Consider the following 17,498-nt stretch of genomic DNA (forward strand, 5'->3'; position numbering starts at 1 on the left):
CACAAAAGTATATTAAATGTCTATCACAAAGAAAGAAATAATTAATGATTATGTTGTTGTATTAGGTTCAGGAATATCGATTAATAATTTAACGCTTGAGACAAAAAAAATAATTGACAAATGCCCTGTTAAAATTGGGATAAATAAATACGCCGCATTTTATGAAAAAGCAGAGATAGCGCCAACACATGTATATTTTTTAGATGATTTCAGTACAAGTGCAATTTTGATTTTAAAGTATATTATTAACTTTTTAAAAAACAAACCGTTAAAAGATATCGTATTCATTGTATCTAAAAACTACCAAGGATGCTTTAAAAAAACTAAGATTAAATATTATTTATTTAAAATAAAAGGTATTATCAATTTATCTATTTATAAGATTATAATATTTATTTTAAGAAAAGTTGTTAAAGTTTATAGCGTAGATAAGTTTAATAAACTTAGAGATTTTGTAAAAGTCATTTTAAAGCCAAAAGATATAATTAGATTTAATATAGTAGATAAGACTTTTGATTTTGAGTATATCAGTGTACAGAATTGGATTTCAAAAGGAAACAAATGGTCAACTTCACTTGCAGAACCTCTTTATCATTTTAGAGGAAGTTTAACAACAGTTTTAAATTATATTTCAATAAAGTTTCCTAATAAGAAAATTTTGTTTGTTGGAGTAGATTTGAATTCGCCTGAATATTTTTTTCAAGAAGAACTTAATAAACTCAATATTGATTCTAAAGATTGGACAACTAAATATATAGAAACTGAAAAAAAGCATTTTAGCATTATAAATTATAAAAACACTAAGATTGATGATGAATTTCCTTTCATGATTAAATCATTAAAAGAAACAGGTAATATGATTTATAGTATTTCAGAGAATACATATTTAGTTGAAAAAGGCTTTATTGAAGTAATACAATAAATAGATTGTTTTTTAATATAAAAAAGATGCTATTGGACATTAAAAATAGAATTATAAAACAAGAATATATTTGCTAGCCATCGTTATTCCATATTATAAAGTTAATTTTTTTGAAGCGACATTACAAAGTTTAGCTTCTCAAACTAATAAGCAATTTCATGTTTACATAGGTAATGATGCTAGTGATACTGATCCCTCAAATTTACTAGAGGCCTATAAAAACAGTTTTTTATTTACTTATAAGAAATTTGATAATAATCTAGGTGGTCAAAATTTAGTAAAGCAATGGGAACGTTGTATTGCAATGACAGCAAGTGAAGATTGGATAATGATTTTAGGCGATGATGATATTTTGGGACCTAATTGTGTTGAGGGATTTTACAATAATTTAGAAATTTTAAAAAAACATAACGTAAATGTTGTGCGATTTGCAACAATCGTTATTGACGGTAAGGGTTTTAAAATATCTAAAAAGCATGAGCATCCAAAATTTGAGAAGTCAACAGCTTTTTTTGAGCGTAAACATCAAGGAGGAACAAGAAGCTCTTTGAGCGAGTATATATTTAAGAAGACAAACTTTAAGATTAAGTCTTTCCCTTTAGCATGGCATACAGATGATTTGGCTGTTTTAGAATGTTCAAATTATGGTTTAGTTTATACTATAAATACTTCATGTGTTAAATTTAGACATAGTTCAGAAAACATTACTTCAAATACAGACAATTTGAAACAAAAAAACGAAAGTTCTTTTCAATATTACTTTTATTTGTATTCTGATAAAATTAATTTTTTTACTAAAAAGCAGCAAAGAATTGTTGTTTATAAGTTAAACAAAACAGTAGCGACCAATAAAAAAAATGTTTTCAGAATACTACAAGTAAGTTTTTATTATTTAAAGCATTTAAAGTTTAAAAATTTGATAAGTCTTAAAATTATGATAGTTAAGTCTTTATTTAGAAAATTATAGTAATAAAATGAAATTTTTAATTATAGCCCAAGATTTAAGGTATTCAGGTACAAGCGAAGGTATAGTGTCACGTTCTTTTATTGCAAATTTAAGAGCCATTTATCCGCAGGCAATTATTGATGTTTTTTACATAAAAAGTCATGACTCGCATGATTGTAATGACCTTTTGGGGATAGATTCTATTACCGAGTATACTATACCACGTAAAATTCCTTTTTTAACAAAATGGATAAATAAAATATATTGGCGACTGTTTAATGAGTCACTTCGGGAACGTTATATACAAAATTTATACAAAAGGAAAATTAAAACTATAGATTATAAGTCTTATAATCATGTGTTTATAAGAAGTTCTGGTTTAGAGTACGAAACTTTATTAGCTTGTAAAGACTTACCAATTTTAAAGCAAGCTATAATAAATTTTCATGATCCTTATCCTAATTTTTGGGATACAGGTTCAAATAAAAACCTTTCTAATTTAGAATTATTTAGGTTAAAGCGCATGAAACAAGTGGTTGATAATGCAAAAGTATGTGTTAGTCCATCAACTTATCTGTCTAGAGATTTAACTGTTCTTTATGGTTCAAATAAGGTTTTTAAAACGCTGCCACATCAATTTAATAAATCAGTTTTTAATTTTGGGAGAGCAAAACAGGTAAGAGAAAAACAAAAACAATGTAGCATAACGTATCATGGCACATTGCAATTAGGTCGCGATATGGATATTGTTTTGGATGCTTATATAGATTGTTTAAATAAAGATGCAAGCATAAAAGCAAATACAGAATTTGTATTAAGATTAAAAAGTAATCAATACAGTAGATTAAAAACGAAATATAAAACTATTTCTAATATTGTTATTCTTGAAGCTAATGATTTTTCAAGTTCTTATGTTGAACAAAATAAGGAATCTGATATTTTAATAATCCTTGAAAATAATAGTAATTATAGTAATATTTTACCTGGTAAAATTCCAGTTGCAGATGCTGCAGGAAGTCAAATATTTAATATTTGTCCAATAGAAAGCGAAACACGTCATATTACAATATATGAGAGATATATAGCTAATAGTACAAATAAAAAAGAAATTGCTTCTAAGTTAGAAACACTAATAAATATTCAATTAGATAGCGCTAAAGTAATGTCTCCATATGGCGATTATTTTAGTATGGAAAAATTTAAATCTAACATTGAATATATTTTAAATTAAATATTAAAAGATGATACTAAAAAGATTAGTTAATTTAGTTAAAGATAATAGAGAAAGGCATAAACGAAATGAAAAATTAACTAATGAAGTTATATGGGCAAATGTTTTTCATGATAGTATTAGAGGTGTTAATTGTTTAAATAATTTGTCTATTAATGTTGGACGATGGGCTGGAAATTACTCCTTTTTTTATATTTTAAAACGGATTTTATTCGATATAAAACCACAATCTATTTTAGAATTAGGATTAGGAGAGAGTTCTAAATTTATTTCAACGTTAATAAGCAATAATGAAATTGATTCAATTCATGTTATTATTGAGCATGACCGTGAATGGATAAATCATTTTAATAATAATTTTTCCTTATCAGACAAGTCAAAGATAATAAACCTTCCAGCAGCCAATAAATCAATATTTAATAAAGAATACTTAGGTTACGTTGATATTGAAAATGTAACTGATGATTTTAGTTTATATATAATAGATGGTCCATTTGGAAGTGAAAACTATTCACGATTTGATATAGTTAATTTAGCTAAACAATTTAATGAAGATAAAGAGTTTATAATTATTATTGATGATTATAACAGAAGTGGTGAAAAAGAAACATCAAAAGAGTTGTTGAAGGTTTTAGAGCAAAAAAAGATTGCAGTGAAAACAAAAAACTACGATGGTATAAAGAGTCAACTAGTCATTGTTACAAAAGCCTATGAAATGGCAATAACGTTATAAATTTACAGTATTAGTTATGAGAAACGGTATGAACCCTCAAAAAAAACAAGATGTCATCGAAGTAGATTCAATACATAGAATCATTCTTGTTGTATACATACCAAATAATATTGAGTTTTATAAAAATAGTTTTGAAGTTTTTAAAATATGTTTAGAATCCTTGATAAAAACAACTAATTCTCAATCGAGAATAACGGTAGTTAATAATGGTTCAAACGAACAAGTCACCCAATATATTTATGAAAAACACCACAAAAAGTGTATAGATACACTCATACATCACAATATAAATATTGGTAAAATTGATGCTTTACTTGGTGCTGCAAGAGGCGCAAGAGAAAAGTATATAACATTAACTGATGCAGACGTGTTATTCAAAACAGGATGGTTAGAGGAAGTGACTTCAGTTTTTAATAATTTCAAAAATGTTGGTTCTGTTTCCCCTATTTCTGTTAGGAATGCAGAAACTTATGCCACTAGTAGCGGAATGTTAAAAATATTAACCAAGCAATTAAAATTTGAATATAAAGCAATACCAGAAAATTTCGAGGATTTTAATAGGTATATGAGTAGTATAAATTGGGATTTAGAAACAAATAAAAACTTGAAATGGCCAGTAGTCGAATCTAATTCAATAAAAGCAAATCTTGGTAGTGGTCACCAAGTTTTAACAATTGATAGGGATTTGTTATTTTCTTATATACCAATATGTCCTTCCTATATTTTAATAGGAAGAAATTCTGTTAATGATTTTATAGATGATCCAATAAATAAGTCTGGCAAGTTAAGATTGTCTACTTATAATAATTTTGCCTATCACATGGGTAATACTTTAGAAAAATGGATGGAACAAGTTCAAGAAGAAAACATAAATAATATAAATAGCCTAGAAATAAAAGATTATAGGTTAACGTACCCTTTTAAATCAAAGCGTCATAAACTATACACTATAAAACGTTTAATTATAAAAAAATCTTTAAGAAGATTTTTAAAAGGTAATTAAATGAGTCATCAAAAATATTCCATACTAATAACCACAAAAAACAGACTAGAAGATTTAAAAATTACTTTAAATAATTTAGCCTGTTTATTAGAGCATAAAGATGTAAAATGTATAATTTGTGACGATGGTTCTACCGATGGCACTTACAGTTATATTCAACACCAGTATAAAGACATAATACTTTTGAAAAACGAAACCAGCAAAGGGTTAATTTTTAGTAGAAACCGTTTGTTAGATGTAACCAAAGCAGATTATGCTATTACTTTAGATGATGATGCCCATATTGTTTCTAACAATGCTTTAGAGACTATTAATGATTTTTTCTTGAAAAATCCTAAATGTGCAGTAATAGCAAGTAGAATTTTTGGGGAAAACAATTACCTGCTAATATTGCTGATGCCACGAATAATACAAGAGTAAAAGGTTTTGTAGGTTGTGGGCATATTTGGCGTATGGATGCATGGCGAAGTATACCAAATTATCCTGATTGGTTTGTGTTTTATGGAGAAGAAGAATTTGCAAGTTATCAATTGTTTTTAAACAATTGGCAGGTGTGGTATATTCCTGATATTTTCGTACAGCATCGTGTGGACGTAAAATCCAGAAAAGATGATAAAGATTATATTACTAGGTTAAGACGCTCCTTAAGGTCTGGTTGGTATTTGTATTTTATGTTTTATCCCTTACATCTAATTCCTAAAAAGTTTTTATATACCTTGTGGATACAATTGAAAATAAAAGTTTTTAAAGGCGATTTAAAAGCTTTAAAAGCAATACTATTGGCTATTGTAGATTTGTTAATACATATGCCTAAATATTTTGTTGGAAGTAGATTAACATTAGAAGATATTAATCGGTATAATAAATTAGAAGAGACCAAAATATATTGGAAACCAATTAAAACCTAATATAAATGAAAAATAAAATTGAAAGATTTGAAAATAGATCTGTCTTTGGTATTACTAAGTTAAATCAATATTTTTCAAAAGCTCCGAATACTATAATTAGTGATATTGGAGCAGGTTATGGACACATGGAAGAGCCAGTAAATTCAATTTCTGGAGAATGGCAACCCTTTGACTATGTCAAAAAAATAGAGAAATCAATACATTGGGATCTAAATTACGCTGCACCAAAGGGTGTTAAAAAACCAGGAATAGTTATTCTTCTAGAAGTTTTAGAGCATTTACCAAATCCATTACAATCTTTGCAAAATATTAGTGATCACATGGAAAAAGATGGCTTTATTATATTGTCAACTCCAAATCCCCAAAGTAGTAAAAATATAATAAATTTGGTTTTAAAAGGAACTCTTTATGCGTTCCAAGAAAAACATATTAAGGAATACCATGTATTTACTCCTTGGGAACACATTGTTAGAGAATTTTTAAAAACAGCAGGTTTTGAAATTTTAGAGTATGCAATTGTAGATACTAGTTATCAAAACCGGAAAGCAGAAAATTATAAAGATTATTTTAAATTGATTTTGGAAAGAATATTAGAAAAAAGAAATAAAAAAGCAACTGGCATGAGCTATGGTATTGTTGCTAAAAAAATCATGTAAATTAAAAAGAATAAGCCATTAAAACTATCGCCATTATACCAGCCAGAGGCAACTCAAAACGTTTACCTAAAAAAATATAAAACTTTTAGGAGGTATACCATTATTGGTACACAGTATTGATTATGCAAAACAATTTCCGTTTATTGATGCTATATATGTTACTACAGATTGTAATAGAATAAAAGATGTTGCAATAGCTCATGGTGCTAAAGTAATAAAAAGACCAGCAGATTTATCTGGAGATTTTGAGCCTACAGTAAGCGCATTAAAACATGTTTTAGGTGCTATAAATACTAAAGTAGATATAGTGGTATTGTTACAAGCCACCAATCCGTTACGACCAAAACAATTATTACAAGATGCATTTACTGTTTTTAATCAAGTAAAAGCCGACAGTTTGTTTACAGTGTCTCAAAATCATCTTAAATTTGGAACTATAAAAAACGAGCAATTTAAACCATATAATTATAAACCAGGACAGCGCAGTCAAGATTTAAAACCTTTATATTATGAAAACGGGTTACTATACATTACCAAGACTAGCTGTATTTTAAATGATGAGATTATAACTAAGGATGCTTATCCTTTAGTAATTGATCATCCTTTCGCAAAAGTTGATATCGATACACAAACTGATTTTGATTATGCTGAGTTTATGCTAAATAATTACAATAATGAATAATCCATACATAGAAATAGCCGGTAGAAAAATAGGCCCAGATTATCCGCCATTAGTTATTGCCGAAATTGGTATAAACCATGAAGGCTCTTTAGAAATAGCAAAACAAATGGTAGATGCTGCATATCGTGCAGGTGTTGAGGTTGTCAAACATCAGACACACATTGTAGCCGATGAAATGAGTGGCGCAGCAAAACAAGTGATTCCTGGTAATGCAGACGTATCTATTTACGATATTATGGAACGTTGCTCATTAGATGAAGCCGATGAATTAGCGCTTAAACGTTATGTAGAATCTAAAGGCATGATTTTTATTTCTACACCATTTTCGAGAGCAGCAGCAGAACGTTTAAAACAATTTGATATTCCTGCATATAAAATAGGTTCTGGAGAATGTAATAATTACCCATTACTAGAGCATATTGCTCAATTTGGTAAACCTGTTATTTTAAGTACAGGAATGAATACAATTGAAAGTGTAAAAAAAGCAGTTGCTATTTTTGATAAATATAAAGTACCTGTCGCCTTATTACATACTACCAATTTATATCCAACACCAACACATTTAGTCCGTTTTGGAGCTATGATGGAGCTGCATGAAGCGTTTCCTGACAAAGTATTTGGATTAAGTGATCACACTTTAAATAACAATGCATGTTTAGGTGCAGTAGCACTTGGAGGATCTATATTGGAACGTCATTTTACAGACCACATGCAACGTACAGGACCAGATATTGTGTGTAGTATGGATGAGCAAGCATGTAAGTCATTAATAAAAAATAGTGCCGAAATGGCTTTAATGCGAGGCGGTACTAAAGCGCCTGCAAAAGAGGAGCAAGTCACTATAGATTTTGCATTTGCAACCGTGTGTACAATTAAAGCAATAGCTGAAGGCGACACTTTTACAAAAGATAATATTTGGGTAAAACGACCAGGAACAGGTGAGATTTTAGCTGATAAATTTGAAGACGTTTTAGGTAAAAAAGCAACCAGATCCATAGCAAATGATGAACAATTAACTTGGGCAGATATTGATTAATTTTAAAAAAATAGCATTTTTAACAGGTACACGAGCAGATTTTGGTAAAATAAAACCTTTAATACAAAGCGTAGAGTCTGAAACAGGATTTGAGGCTCATGTGTTTGTAACAGGTATGCATTTGCTTGAAGATTATGGTTATACCTTAATAGAAGTTGAACGTTGTGGTTTTAAATATATTTCGACTTTTAATAACCATACGCATGAAGCTACCATGGATTTAACATTAGCAAAAACAATAACAGGTTTTTCTAATTTTATAACAGAAACACAACCCGACTTAATCGTTATACATGGTGATAGGGTAGAAGCTTTAGCAGGTGCAATTGTAGGTAGTTTAAATAATGTATTAGTGGCACATATTGAAGGCGGAGAACTCTCTGGTACTATAGATGAGCTTATACGACATGCTACTAGTAAAATGAGTCATATTCATTTTGTGGCAAATGCACAAGCCAAGCAGTTACTTGAGCAAATGGGAGAATTACCAGGTTCTATTTATACTATAGGGTCACCTGATATAGATGTTATGTTTTCAAGTACGCTACCTAATTTAAGTATCGTTAAGGATTACTATAATATTCCTTTTAAAGATTATGCTGTTGCTATGTTTCATCCTGTTACCACAGAACATGAAGATATGGAAGACTATGCACAACAATATGTAGATGCTTTATTGCAAAGTGATAAAGAATACGTGGTGATATATCCTAATAATGATTTAGGTAGTCAAGCCATATTAAAAGCTTATAAACGTTTAGAAAATAACCCGAAGTTTCGAATATTTCCATCAATTAGATTTGAGTACTTTTTAACTTTATTAAAATATGCTCAATTTATGATAGGTAATAGTAGTGCAGGTGTGCGAGAAGCACCATATTATGGTATTCCAACAATTAATATAGGTACACGTCAAGATAATAGAGCGATATTAAATTCAATAATCAATACCAATTATACTACTGATGCTATTGTTAAGGCTATTTTAAAAGAAAAAACAAAACAACCTAAAGCACTTGATGTTTTTGGAAACGGAAAGAGTGCCGAAGCTTTTATTCATTCTTTAAAATTAGACCGCTTTTGGGAGGTTAATCATCAAAAACAATTTAGAGCTATATAATGAAAACATTAGGATTGGTAATTACAGATGGTGTTGGCTTTAGAAACTTTATTTTAAGTGATTTTCTGAAGGAAGCAGAACAACAATTTGATAACGTCATTATTTTATCATGTTTACCCAAATCGGTATATAAAACACATACTAACTGTCAAGTTATAGAATTGGATGTATTTACTGAAGGTTATGCAACCTGGTTTTTTAGAAAAACTAAAGAGATTGCTCATTTAAAACTACATGCTAAGGGTAATTTAGGGATTCAGGATAATTTAAATACAAACAGATCAACTTTAAAAACTACTCGTGGTTATGGTACACGCTTTATTTATAAATTAACCACATTGTTTCATTCAGAAAAAGCGATACAAAAGTTTCAATATTTTCAAAATAAAACCTTTGCTAAGCATCGTGTTACCAAGCAGTATCAGAACATTTTAAATCAAGACGCTATAGATTTGCTGTTTTTTACACATCAACGTCCACCTTATATTGCGCCTTTGGTGTATGCAGCACAGCAATTAAGAATTAAAACAGCAGCTTTTATTTTTAGTTGGGATAATTTGGCATCTAAAGGCAGAATGGCATCAAATTTTGATTATTATTTAGTATGGAGTGCTTTAATGAAAAAGGATTTGTTACAATTTTATAAAACCATCCCAAAAGACGCTATAGAAGTTGTCGGTACTCCACAATTTGAGCCTTATGTGCTACCAAGATATAAAACAAGCGAGGTTGAATTTATAGAAACATTTAATTTAGACGCTTCATTACAAACTATTTGTTTTAGTTGTGGTGATCGCTCTACCAGTAAAAATGATGAGCTATACATTACAACCATAGCAAAAGCTATAAAACAAAAAGATATACCAGAAGTAAATTTTATTGTAAGAACCTCTCCAGCTGAAGATCCAAAACGTTTTGATGCATTAGTAAAAGCGTTTCCTTTTATAAAATGGAATTTTCCTAAGTGGGAACAAGTAAGAGCTAACCATCAAGAGTCTTGGTCGCAACGTATACCTTCTACTGAAGATGTAAAACAACTTAGAGCCTTGTTGGAATATTGCGATTTAAATATTAATATGTTGTCTACAATGAGTTTGGATTTTATGTTATTTGATAAACCCGTAATCAATACTATATTTGGTAATGCTAACAATGGTTTATATGATGATCAACGGTTTTTAGGTTATGAGCATATCATGCATGTTGTAAATAGTAAAGCGACAAATATTGTGACTACTGCAACAGAATTAATTCAAGCAATAACTCAAGATTTAAATAAAGACACCAATACTAAAAATCGTAAACAACTTATTGCTCAGCAAATTGGTGTGGATTTAATAAACACTAGCCAATTGACAGCAAAAACATTAAAGCAATGGAGTTAGGTGTAAATCAAATTGCTATAATCTGTAACTATAAACTACTAGAAAACCGTGTAGGTGGCATGGATTATTTTTTCTGGGCATTTCAAAAAAATGTTTGGAACAACATATAGTAATAGATTGGTTTTTCCCAAACGTAGCAACGCATGGCGAGTATAATACATTTAATATTATAGCAAACGAAAACGCTTCCATTGAAGCCTCATTTATTAATCATATAAAAAATAATAACACGCATTACGCATATGTTATTACTCATTTTGTAGAGTTATGCACTTCATTTCATGCTGAGGTCAAAAAAATATTAAACACAAGAATTATAACAGTAGACCATAATCCAAGACCTTTAGAAGGTTATCCGCTTGTAAAACAACTTAAAAAGCGAATTAAAGGCTATTTATATGCCAAACATATCGATCAATTTATTGGTGTCTCAGATTATACAAGTCAGGCTATTTTAAAGGATTTTGGCGCGTTTTTAAAATCTAAAACAAAAACGGTTTATAATGGCGTTGTAATAACAGATATTATTGCTAAAACCACTGAAAGAGCAAAAACGAACCCTAAGTTTTTAGTGGTATCGCATTTGCGGTTTTCAAAAGGGATTCAAGATTTAATTTTGGCCGTTAGTAACTTACCACTGCATGTAATTGAAAATTTAAAAATCGATGTTTTTGGAGATGGACCCTATAAAAAGGAGTTATTACAGTTGGTTGGTGTACATAAATTAAACTCTGTTTTTACTTTTAAAGGTAGTAGTTCAACTTTAAATACTAACTATCAACATTACGATTATATGTTACAACCTACGCATATGGAGTGTTTTAGCTTATCTATTTTAGAGAGTTTAGCAGCTAATATACCTGTAATTACAACGCCAGTAGGTGGAAATCAAGAAGTTATTACTCACGAAAAAAATGGTTTTATATTTAAATCTAAAGATGTACAGGCATTAACAGCTCTTTTACAATCTGTTATAACAGGTAAAAAGCAGATTAAAATAAATACACGTAAATTAATTGAGGATCAATTCTCAATTGAGTTGATGGTAAAGCATCATTTTAGTTATATTGTCAAGTAGGTTAGTTATATCAATTGATTAAATAAGTGAGTAGAATGATACATTATAAAAAAATAAAAAAGTTTGTTTTTGAATATAAATGGGTGTTTTTTGTAGTTTTCATAAGTGTTATGTCTTCTTTAAGATCTTTAATTTTACCCCTTTTTGCTGATGAAATTACATATAATAAACTTGGAGAGCATCTTTTAGAAGGTAAATACTTTTTAATTGATTACCCTTCAACCGTAACACCAATTATTCCGTTACTTTTTGCATTCTTTAAGATTAAAAGTTTCCCTGTTTTAGGGTATGTTGTCCATAAAATTTTTAATATTGTTTTAGTTTTATATTCTTTAAAATATGTCTATCTCTTTTTAAGAAAACAAAATATTAATACAGAAATAGCATTAACAATTATAGCCTTAACTATTGTTAATCCAATAGCTGTTAATCATTTTTCAAGTTTATATCCAGAAGCTGTATTGTTTTTTTGTTTTTGGGGATTTGTATATTATTCTAATTTAGAATTTAGTACCAAAAACTTATTTAAAATGTTATTGTTTTTTATGATTTTGATACTGACAAGATATGTTTATGCAGTGTTAGGTGTTTTAGTCTTAATTACTTTTTTTAGATATCTAAAAGAGAATAAAAAAATATTTCAATAAAATATTAAAATATTCTATAATTGTTTTAATCCCTATACTACTTTGGATAAAGTATGTTTACAATATAGAACATAGCAACCTATCAGAAATAAGCTATTTTGATAGGTTTAAGGTGGATAACCCTTTACTATACAATATTAAGTGTGGATTAGGATTAATTCAGCATCATGAGGTTAGTAAAATTAATGGATTACCTGCGTTTGTTTCTTTGTTTTTACCCATAACAGGCTTGAGAAGTTACATTATAAGCTTGGGTTTAATTTTAGCATTTGTTTTAGGCTATATTTTTAAGAGTAAAACATATGGAGCAAAAATGTTGTTTGCTGCTATAGTTTTGGTCATGTTAGGATTTATTGTTGCAGGAACAGGTTTTAGTCGATATTGGTTAGTTTTACTTCCAGGTTTCTTTTTAGGTTTCTATTTATTATGGCGTAAAATCAATTTAAGAGATAGTTGGTACATTTATGGGGCTCAAGTAATATCTGTTCTGTATATAATTAATGAAATTAGGTTAGATTTTTTTGTAATAAATAATAATTTGTAAATAGTATGTTATGAAAGAAAAACTATTGATATATATGCCTGCTTTAAATGAGGCAGAAACTATTTACAATGTTATCAAGTCTATACCAAGATTTTTTAAGGGGATTGAAACTGTAGAAGTGTTGGTTGTAAATGATGGTAGTATAGATAATACAAAAGAAGAAGCATTAAGAGGAGGTGCAACTGTAATTTCACACCCTTACAATAAGGGTGTTGGAAGTGCTTTTCAAACAGCCATTGATTATGCCCTTCAAATTAATACAGATGTCTTGGTCAGTATTGATGCTGATGGACAGTTTGATGTTGGGGAAATAAAAAACTTGATAGCTCCTATTTTAAATAACGAAGCAGATTTTACATTAGGTAATAGATTTAGCGATAAAAGACCTGAAAGAATGCCAAAAATAAAATTTTGGGGAAATAAAAAAATCAGTCAAATTGTAAGCTATGTTGGGAATACAAAGATTCAAGACGTATCTTGTGGATTTAGGGCGTATTCAAAAGAAAGTCTTTTGAATCTTAATTTGCAAGGAGAATTTACATATACCCATGAAACTATTTTAGACTTATTGAATAAAGGAAAAAGTGTTGCTCAAATTCCAATTACTGTTAAATATTTTGATGGTAGAGTCTCGAGAATAGCAAATAGTATAACTAAGTACGCTTTTAAAACATCAATAATAATTTTTAAATGTCTTAAAGATTATAAGCCTTTCAGGTTTTTTATTACAATAGCAATAGCAATACTTATATTAGCGATGCTTTTAGGAAGTTTTGTATTATGGCATTGGTTAACCGTTGGTCAAATAACACCATATAAGAGTTTAGGTTTTATAGCTTTATCTCTTTGTGGTATGTCTTTGATGGTGATTACGTTAGCCTTTGTCGCTGACATGTTAAATAGAATTCGTCAAAATCAAGAAAAAATATTATATATCACTAAAAAGAATTATTTTGAAAACAAAGGGATTAAAATTAAAGACACATTAAGTGGACAATAATTTATGAAGTTATTCAGTTATGAAAATTTAATCAGCCCTAAAAATAAAAAACTTGTTTTTAGATATATTTTAATAAGTATTTTTGGCTATGGTTTTATTTTCGGAGGTTTGTTTATATTGGTAGATTATTTCCAAATTGATAAAACAATTTCATTTGTTATAATTTATGGTTTAAATTATATTTTTTTGTATTCAATACAATTAAAGTTACTTTTTAAAACCAAGCATAGTTCAAAAAAACTAATTAGGTATATTAGCTCTATTTTATTATTCTATTTGTGTGCCAATCTTTTATATAATTTTGGTTTAAAATTAAATTTAAAATACATGTTGTCCTCAATTTTAACAGTGGTTTTGCTAATGCCTCTTCGGTTTTTAGTTTCAAAGCTTCTCGTTTTTAGAGATTATTAATAATACATAAGTTTATATTATGACTTTTAAACCCACATGGAATAACATGTTTTCTTTAAGGTTTTTTAGAAAAGCTTTAAGTTTTTTGCTATTGCATATATCCATGCAGTTTTTTATTCCTCCAGCATTTAGACCTTTTTTGTTAAAGCGTTGCGGCGTTAAGTTTAAGAAGTCTAAAACTGTTTTTATTGGTACAAATGTTTTATTTGATATTATGAAAAAATCAAATACTCATATAGGTGATAATGTTTACATAACTACTGGAGTTAAAATTATTAATCACTATCCCATTATATCTCAAGATGGTGTTTCAGAGTTTAAGACAGGAGACATCATTATAGGTGATAATGTTTTTATAGGTATGGATAGCTTGATAGTAAAGCCCGTAACAATAGGTGATAATGCTGTAATAGGAGCAGGGTCTGTAGTGACTAGAGATATTCCAAAAAATACAATTGTAGCTGGTAATCCAGCTAAAATTATTAATCATGTAGATAAAGTGTAATATGAAAATAGCCTTTTTAACACCAGAGTATCCGCATGAGCGTATTGGTCATTCTGGAGGTATTGGTACCAGTATCAAACATCTAGCATTAGCACTACATAACTTAGGTCATGAGGTAGTATTACTAATTTATGGTCAAAATGAAGATGCTCAGTTTAGAGATCAAGGTCTTCAGTTTTATAAAATTAAAAACCCGAAGCTAAAAGGCTTGTCTTGGTTTTTAACTCGAAAAAAATACAAAAGCTAATCAATAGTTTACATACAGCAGGTAAATTAGATATTGTTGAAGCTCCAGATTGGACTGGTATTGCTTCGTTTATTAATGTTAACTGTCCAATTGTTATTAGAGAAAATGGAAGTGATACTTACTTTTGTCATTTAGACCAAAGACCTGTTAAGGCAATTAATCGTTTTCATGAAAAACAAGCGTTAAAGCAAGTCGATGGTATTATTGCAGTGAGTCAATTTACTGGAGATTTAACCAATACACTATTTAATTTAAATAGACCTTTTACAGTGATCCCTAACGCAATAGCGTTAGACGCCTTTAAACCTTCTAATTTAAATATAGACACTACTACTACTAAAACCATACTATATTTTGGAACACTAATAAGAAAAAAGGGATTGTTAGAATTACCTTATATTTTTAATATAGTTAATCAAATACATCCAGACGCCACTTTATTATTGGTAGGAAAAGATAGTCCTGATATTATAACGCAATCGCAATCGACTTGGGCATTAATGCAGCCTTTGTTTGCTAAATCAGCTTTACAAAAAGTAAGTTACATAGGAGCTGTACCTTACGCAAAAATGCGAGAACAGATTAACGCAGCTAGTTTATGTGTATTCCCTACCTTTGCAGAAGCTTTGCCTGTTTCTTGGTTAGAAGCTATGGCTTTAGAAAAGCCGATTGTAGCGTCCAATGTTGGTTGGGCTAAAGAAGTTATTGATGATGGTGAAAACGGGTTTTTAGTACATCCAACAGCACATCAAGAGTATGCTGATAATATTATAAAACTTTTGGAAGATCAAACGTTGTGTGACACCTTTTCTAAGGCAGCGAGACAAAAAGTAGTACAACGGTTTAGTTCGGAAATTGTAGCTCAACAGAGTGTAGATTTTTATACACAATTTATAAAGCCCTAATTGTAAATGAATTTTAAAACATTTAAAGCCTCAAACGGAAGCGTTATTTTATACGTAGGTACTCCTGATTTAAATTTGCTAGATACTTTAGCAAATGGTGAAGGTGATATTTGGCACAGTAGTTTAGATCAAGGTTTTAAAAATTGTTTACCTGATATAATTTACCAAACTGTAGTCTATTTTTGGTATGGTAATGATTTTGATAATTTAGACCATTGTGTGAGTTGGAGATTAAACCCAAACCAATTTGCTATTAGAGAAAGTGTGTGGGAAACCTTAGGTGATTTTGATATCGATTATTTAAATCCAATAACAGCAGCTTTAGATTATGCTTTTAATGGTATGCGTTATCAAGGTGCCATACCTTTGCATATTAAAGGATTGTTTCCTGCAAAAATAGAAGCTGTCAGTCTTTCTAAAAAAGACATTTATGCCTTTTATTTTAAAAGTTTTAAACGCTCGCAAGTGTTGTATATGTTATTGAGAAAAGGCTTATGGAAACCTAGTGAACTAAAAGCTTATAATTATGCTAAGCAATTTAAGCTTAAGTCTAAAACTAGAGTCGTTTCACCAAGACCTTTACAAGCTATTGAAGGTCAACCCTCAGTAAGTTATATTATACCTACAATGTTGCGCCAAGACTTTACTTTAAATCTATTAAATGATTTAGAGCATCAAACTTATAAACCAACAGAAGTAGTCGTTGTAGACGCAACACCAGAAGATAAAAGAGTGCTTTCGTTATATAAACCTGAAAACTATTCATTTAAAGTCGTTTTTAAATGGCAAACGTCTAAAGGGAGTTGTAGAGCACGAAACGAAGCTATAGATTTATGTACAGGAGATTATATTGTATTTGGAGATGACGATATACGCATACCACCAGAATTTATAGAAAACCATATAAAACTATTACAGACTTATAACGCGGAAGCTTGTAATGGCTTAGACATAAGAGCAGACCACCAACAACAAACATTAGAGGATTTAGATGTTAAATTAAAAGCTTTTGATAGTCAACGTTGGAAGGTTGGAGCAGCCCAATCGTTTAGTAATGCTAATTCCTGTGTTTCAAAACGTATAGTAGACAAACTTGTTGGTAACGATATAAATTATGATGGAGGTTATGGTGAAGATAGCGATTTTGGAATGGCTATTACCAAACTAGGCGTAACGGTTTTACACAATCCGTTTTCTGCCAATTTACATTTAAAACCACCTATTGGAGGGTATCGTTTTTGGGGAACACAAGCCAAAATAAAAGGAAAACAAAGAAAACAACAACCTTGGGAATTAGACACACCTGTAAAACATATTGTACCAAAACCTAGCCCAACTATAATGTATCAATTGCACAAGCATTTTACAGCAAGGCAGCGTAAAGAATATAAAATTAAGTACTTTGTATTTTATTTTACAAAAGCCAAAATCATAGAATGGCCTATTAAAATTATAAAATTACCAAAACGCTTATTGCAGTATAAGAAATCGGTTTTTTATGCTGAAAAATTAATGGCACTAGGTAAACGTACAAAATAG

The 17,498-nt window shown here is 29.4% G+C and carries 21 protein-coding genes; all 21 read left to right on the forward strand.

Features of this window, described 5'->3' with window-relative positions; all coding sequences use genetic code 11:
• Window positions 1–16: 16 nt before the first annotated feature.
• The 21 genes from AC0L4B_RS09070 to AC0L4B_RS09170 all read left to right on the forward strand — a co-directional run bounded on the left by AC0L4B_RS09070 (window position 17) and on the right by AC0L4B_RS09170 (window position 17,498).
• Window positions 17–922 carry a hypothetical protein gene (locus AC0L4B_RS09070; RefSeq protein ID WP_473436636.1) on the forward strand — a complete coding sequence of 302 codons (906 nt, stop codon included), beginning with the start codon at window positions 17–19 and terminating at the stop codon, window positions 920–922.
• 70 nt (window positions 923–992) lie between these two features.
• Window positions 993–1,889 carry a glycosyltransferase gene (locus AC0L4B_RS09075; RefSeq protein ID WP_473436637.1) on the forward strand — a complete coding sequence of 299 codons (897 nt, stop codon included), beginning with the start codon at window positions 993–995 and terminating at the stop codon, window positions 1,887–1,889.
• Between the two features lie 7 nt (window positions 1,890–1,896).
• Window positions 1,897–3,099, forward strand: coding sequence for a hypothetical protein (locus AC0L4B_RS09080; protein ID WP_473436638.1), 1,203 nt, complete (start codon window positions 1,897–1,899; stop codon window positions 3,097–3,099).
• A gap of 10 nt (window positions 3,100–3,109) precedes the next feature.
• Window positions 3,110–3,832: a hypothetical protein gene (locus AC0L4B_RS09085; protein ID WP_473436639.1), complete on the forward strand. Its 723-nt coding sequence runs from the start codon at window positions 3,110–3,112 to the stop codon at window positions 3,830–3,832.
• A gap of 28 nt (window positions 3,833–3,860) precedes the next feature.
• Complete coding sequence (locus AC0L4B_RS09090; protein WP_473436640.1) at window positions 3,861–4,835, forward strand: glycosyltransferase family A protein; 975 nt, start codon at window positions 3,861–3,863, stop codon at window positions 4,833–4,835.
• Window positions 4,836–5,255 (forward strand): glycosyltransferase family A protein, encoded by a 420-nt coding sequence (locus AC0L4B_RS09095; protein ID WP_473436641.1) that lies wholly within the window; start codon window positions 4,836–4,838, stop codon window positions 5,253–5,255.
• Between the two features lie 32 nt (window positions 5,256–5,287).
• Complete coding sequence (locus AC0L4B_RS09100) at window positions 5,288–5,743, forward strand: glycosyltransferase family 2 protein (RefSeq protein ID WP_473436642.1); 456 nt, start codon at window positions 5,288–5,290, stop codon at window positions 5,741–5,743.
• A 5-nt stretch (window positions 5,744–5,748) separates the two neighbouring features.
• On the forward strand, window positions 5,749–6,399 hold the full coding sequence (locus tag AC0L4B_RS09105; RefSeq protein ID WP_473436643.1) for a methyltransferase domain-containing protein: 651 nt from the start codon (window positions 5,749–5,751) through the stop codon (window positions 6,397–6,399).
• 103 nt (window positions 6,400–6,502) lie between these two features.
• Window positions 6,503–7,081: an acylneuraminate cytidylyltransferase family protein gene (locus AC0L4B_RS09110; RefSeq protein WP_473436644.1), complete on the forward strand. Its 579-nt coding sequence runs from the start codon at window positions 6,503–6,505 to the stop codon at window positions 7,079–7,081.
• Window positions 7,074–8,117 carry an N-acetylneuraminate synthase family protein gene (locus tag AC0L4B_RS09115; protein WP_473436645.1) on the forward strand — a complete coding sequence of 348 codons (1,044 nt, stop codon included), beginning with the start codon at window positions 7,074–7,076 and terminating at the stop codon, window positions 8,115–8,117. Before AC0L4B_RS09110 ends, AC0L4B_RS09115 begins: the two co-directional genes overlap by 8 nt.
• Window positions 8,110–9,237: a UDP-N-acetylglucosamine 2-epimerase gene (gene neuC, locus AC0L4B_RS09120; RefSeq protein ID WP_473436646.1), complete on the forward strand. Its 1,128-nt coding sequence runs from the start codon at window positions 8,110–8,112 to the stop codon at window positions 9,235–9,237. The genes AC0L4B_RS09115 and neuC overlap by 8 nt, the downstream gene beginning before the upstream one ends.
• Window positions 9,237–10,622 (forward strand): hypothetical protein, encoded by a 1,386-nt coding sequence (locus tag AC0L4B_RS09125; RefSeq protein WP_473436647.1) that lies wholly within the window; start codon window positions 9,237–9,239, stop codon window positions 10,620–10,622. Before neuC ends, AC0L4B_RS09125 begins: the two co-directional genes overlap by 1 nt.
• 94 nt (window positions 10,623–10,716) lie before the next feature.
• Entirely contained in the window at window positions 10,717–11,700 is a 984-nt protein-coding gene (locus AC0L4B_RS09130) for a glycosyltransferase family 4 protein (RefSeq protein WP_473436648.1), read from the forward strand.
• Between the two features lie 35 nt (window positions 11,701–11,735).
• Window positions 11,736–12,347: a hypothetical protein gene (locus AC0L4B_RS09135; RefSeq protein WP_473436649.1), complete on the forward strand. Its 612-nt coding sequence runs from the start codon at window positions 11,736–11,738 to the stop codon at window positions 12,345–12,347.
• 112 nt (window positions 12,348–12,459) lie between these two features.
• Window positions 12,460–12,891 carry a hypothetical protein gene (locus AC0L4B_RS09140; RefSeq protein WP_473436650.1) on the forward strand — a complete coding sequence of 144 codons (432 nt, stop codon included), beginning with the start codon at window positions 12,460–12,462 and terminating at the stop codon, window positions 12,889–12,891.
• A 10-nt stretch (window positions 12,892–12,901) separates the two neighbouring features.
• A complete protein-coding gene (locus AC0L4B_RS09145) occupies window positions 12,902–13,891 on the forward strand; it encodes a glycosyltransferase family 2 protein (RefSeq protein ID WP_473436651.1) in 990 nt (329 codons plus the stop codon).
• Between the two features lie 3 nt (window positions 13,892–13,894).
• A complete protein-coding gene (locus tag AC0L4B_RS09150) occupies window positions 13,895–14,302 on the forward strand; it encodes a GtrA family protein (protein ID WP_473436652.1) in 408 nt (135 codons plus the stop codon).
• A gap of 19 nt (window positions 14,303–14,321) precedes the next feature.
• The gene (locus AC0L4B_RS09155) at window positions 14,322–14,807 is read left to right on the forward strand and encodes an acyltransferase (RefSeq protein ID WP_473436653.1); all 486 of its coding nucleotides are present in this window, start codon (window positions 14,322–14,324) and stop codon (window positions 14,805–14,807) included.
• 1 nt (window position 14,808) lies between these two features.
• Entirely contained in the window at window positions 14,809–15,054 is a 246-nt protein-coding gene (locus AC0L4B_RS09160) for a hypothetical protein (protein WP_473436654.1), read from the forward strand.
• On the forward strand, window positions 15,021–15,959 hold the full coding sequence (locus tag AC0L4B_RS09165) for a glycosyltransferase family 4 protein (RefSeq protein WP_473436655.1): 939 nt from the start codon (window positions 15,021–15,023) through the stop codon (window positions 15,957–15,959). The genes AC0L4B_RS09160 and AC0L4B_RS09165 overlap by 34 nt, the downstream gene beginning before the upstream one ends.
• Window positions 15,960–15,965: 6 nt before the next feature.
• Entirely contained in the window at window positions 15,966–17,498 is a 1,533-nt protein-coding gene (locus AC0L4B_RS09170; RefSeq protein ID WP_473436656.1) for a glycosyltransferase family 2 protein, read from the forward strand.

The sequence above is a fragment of the Olleya sp. NP1-10 genome, assembly GCF_055804415.1.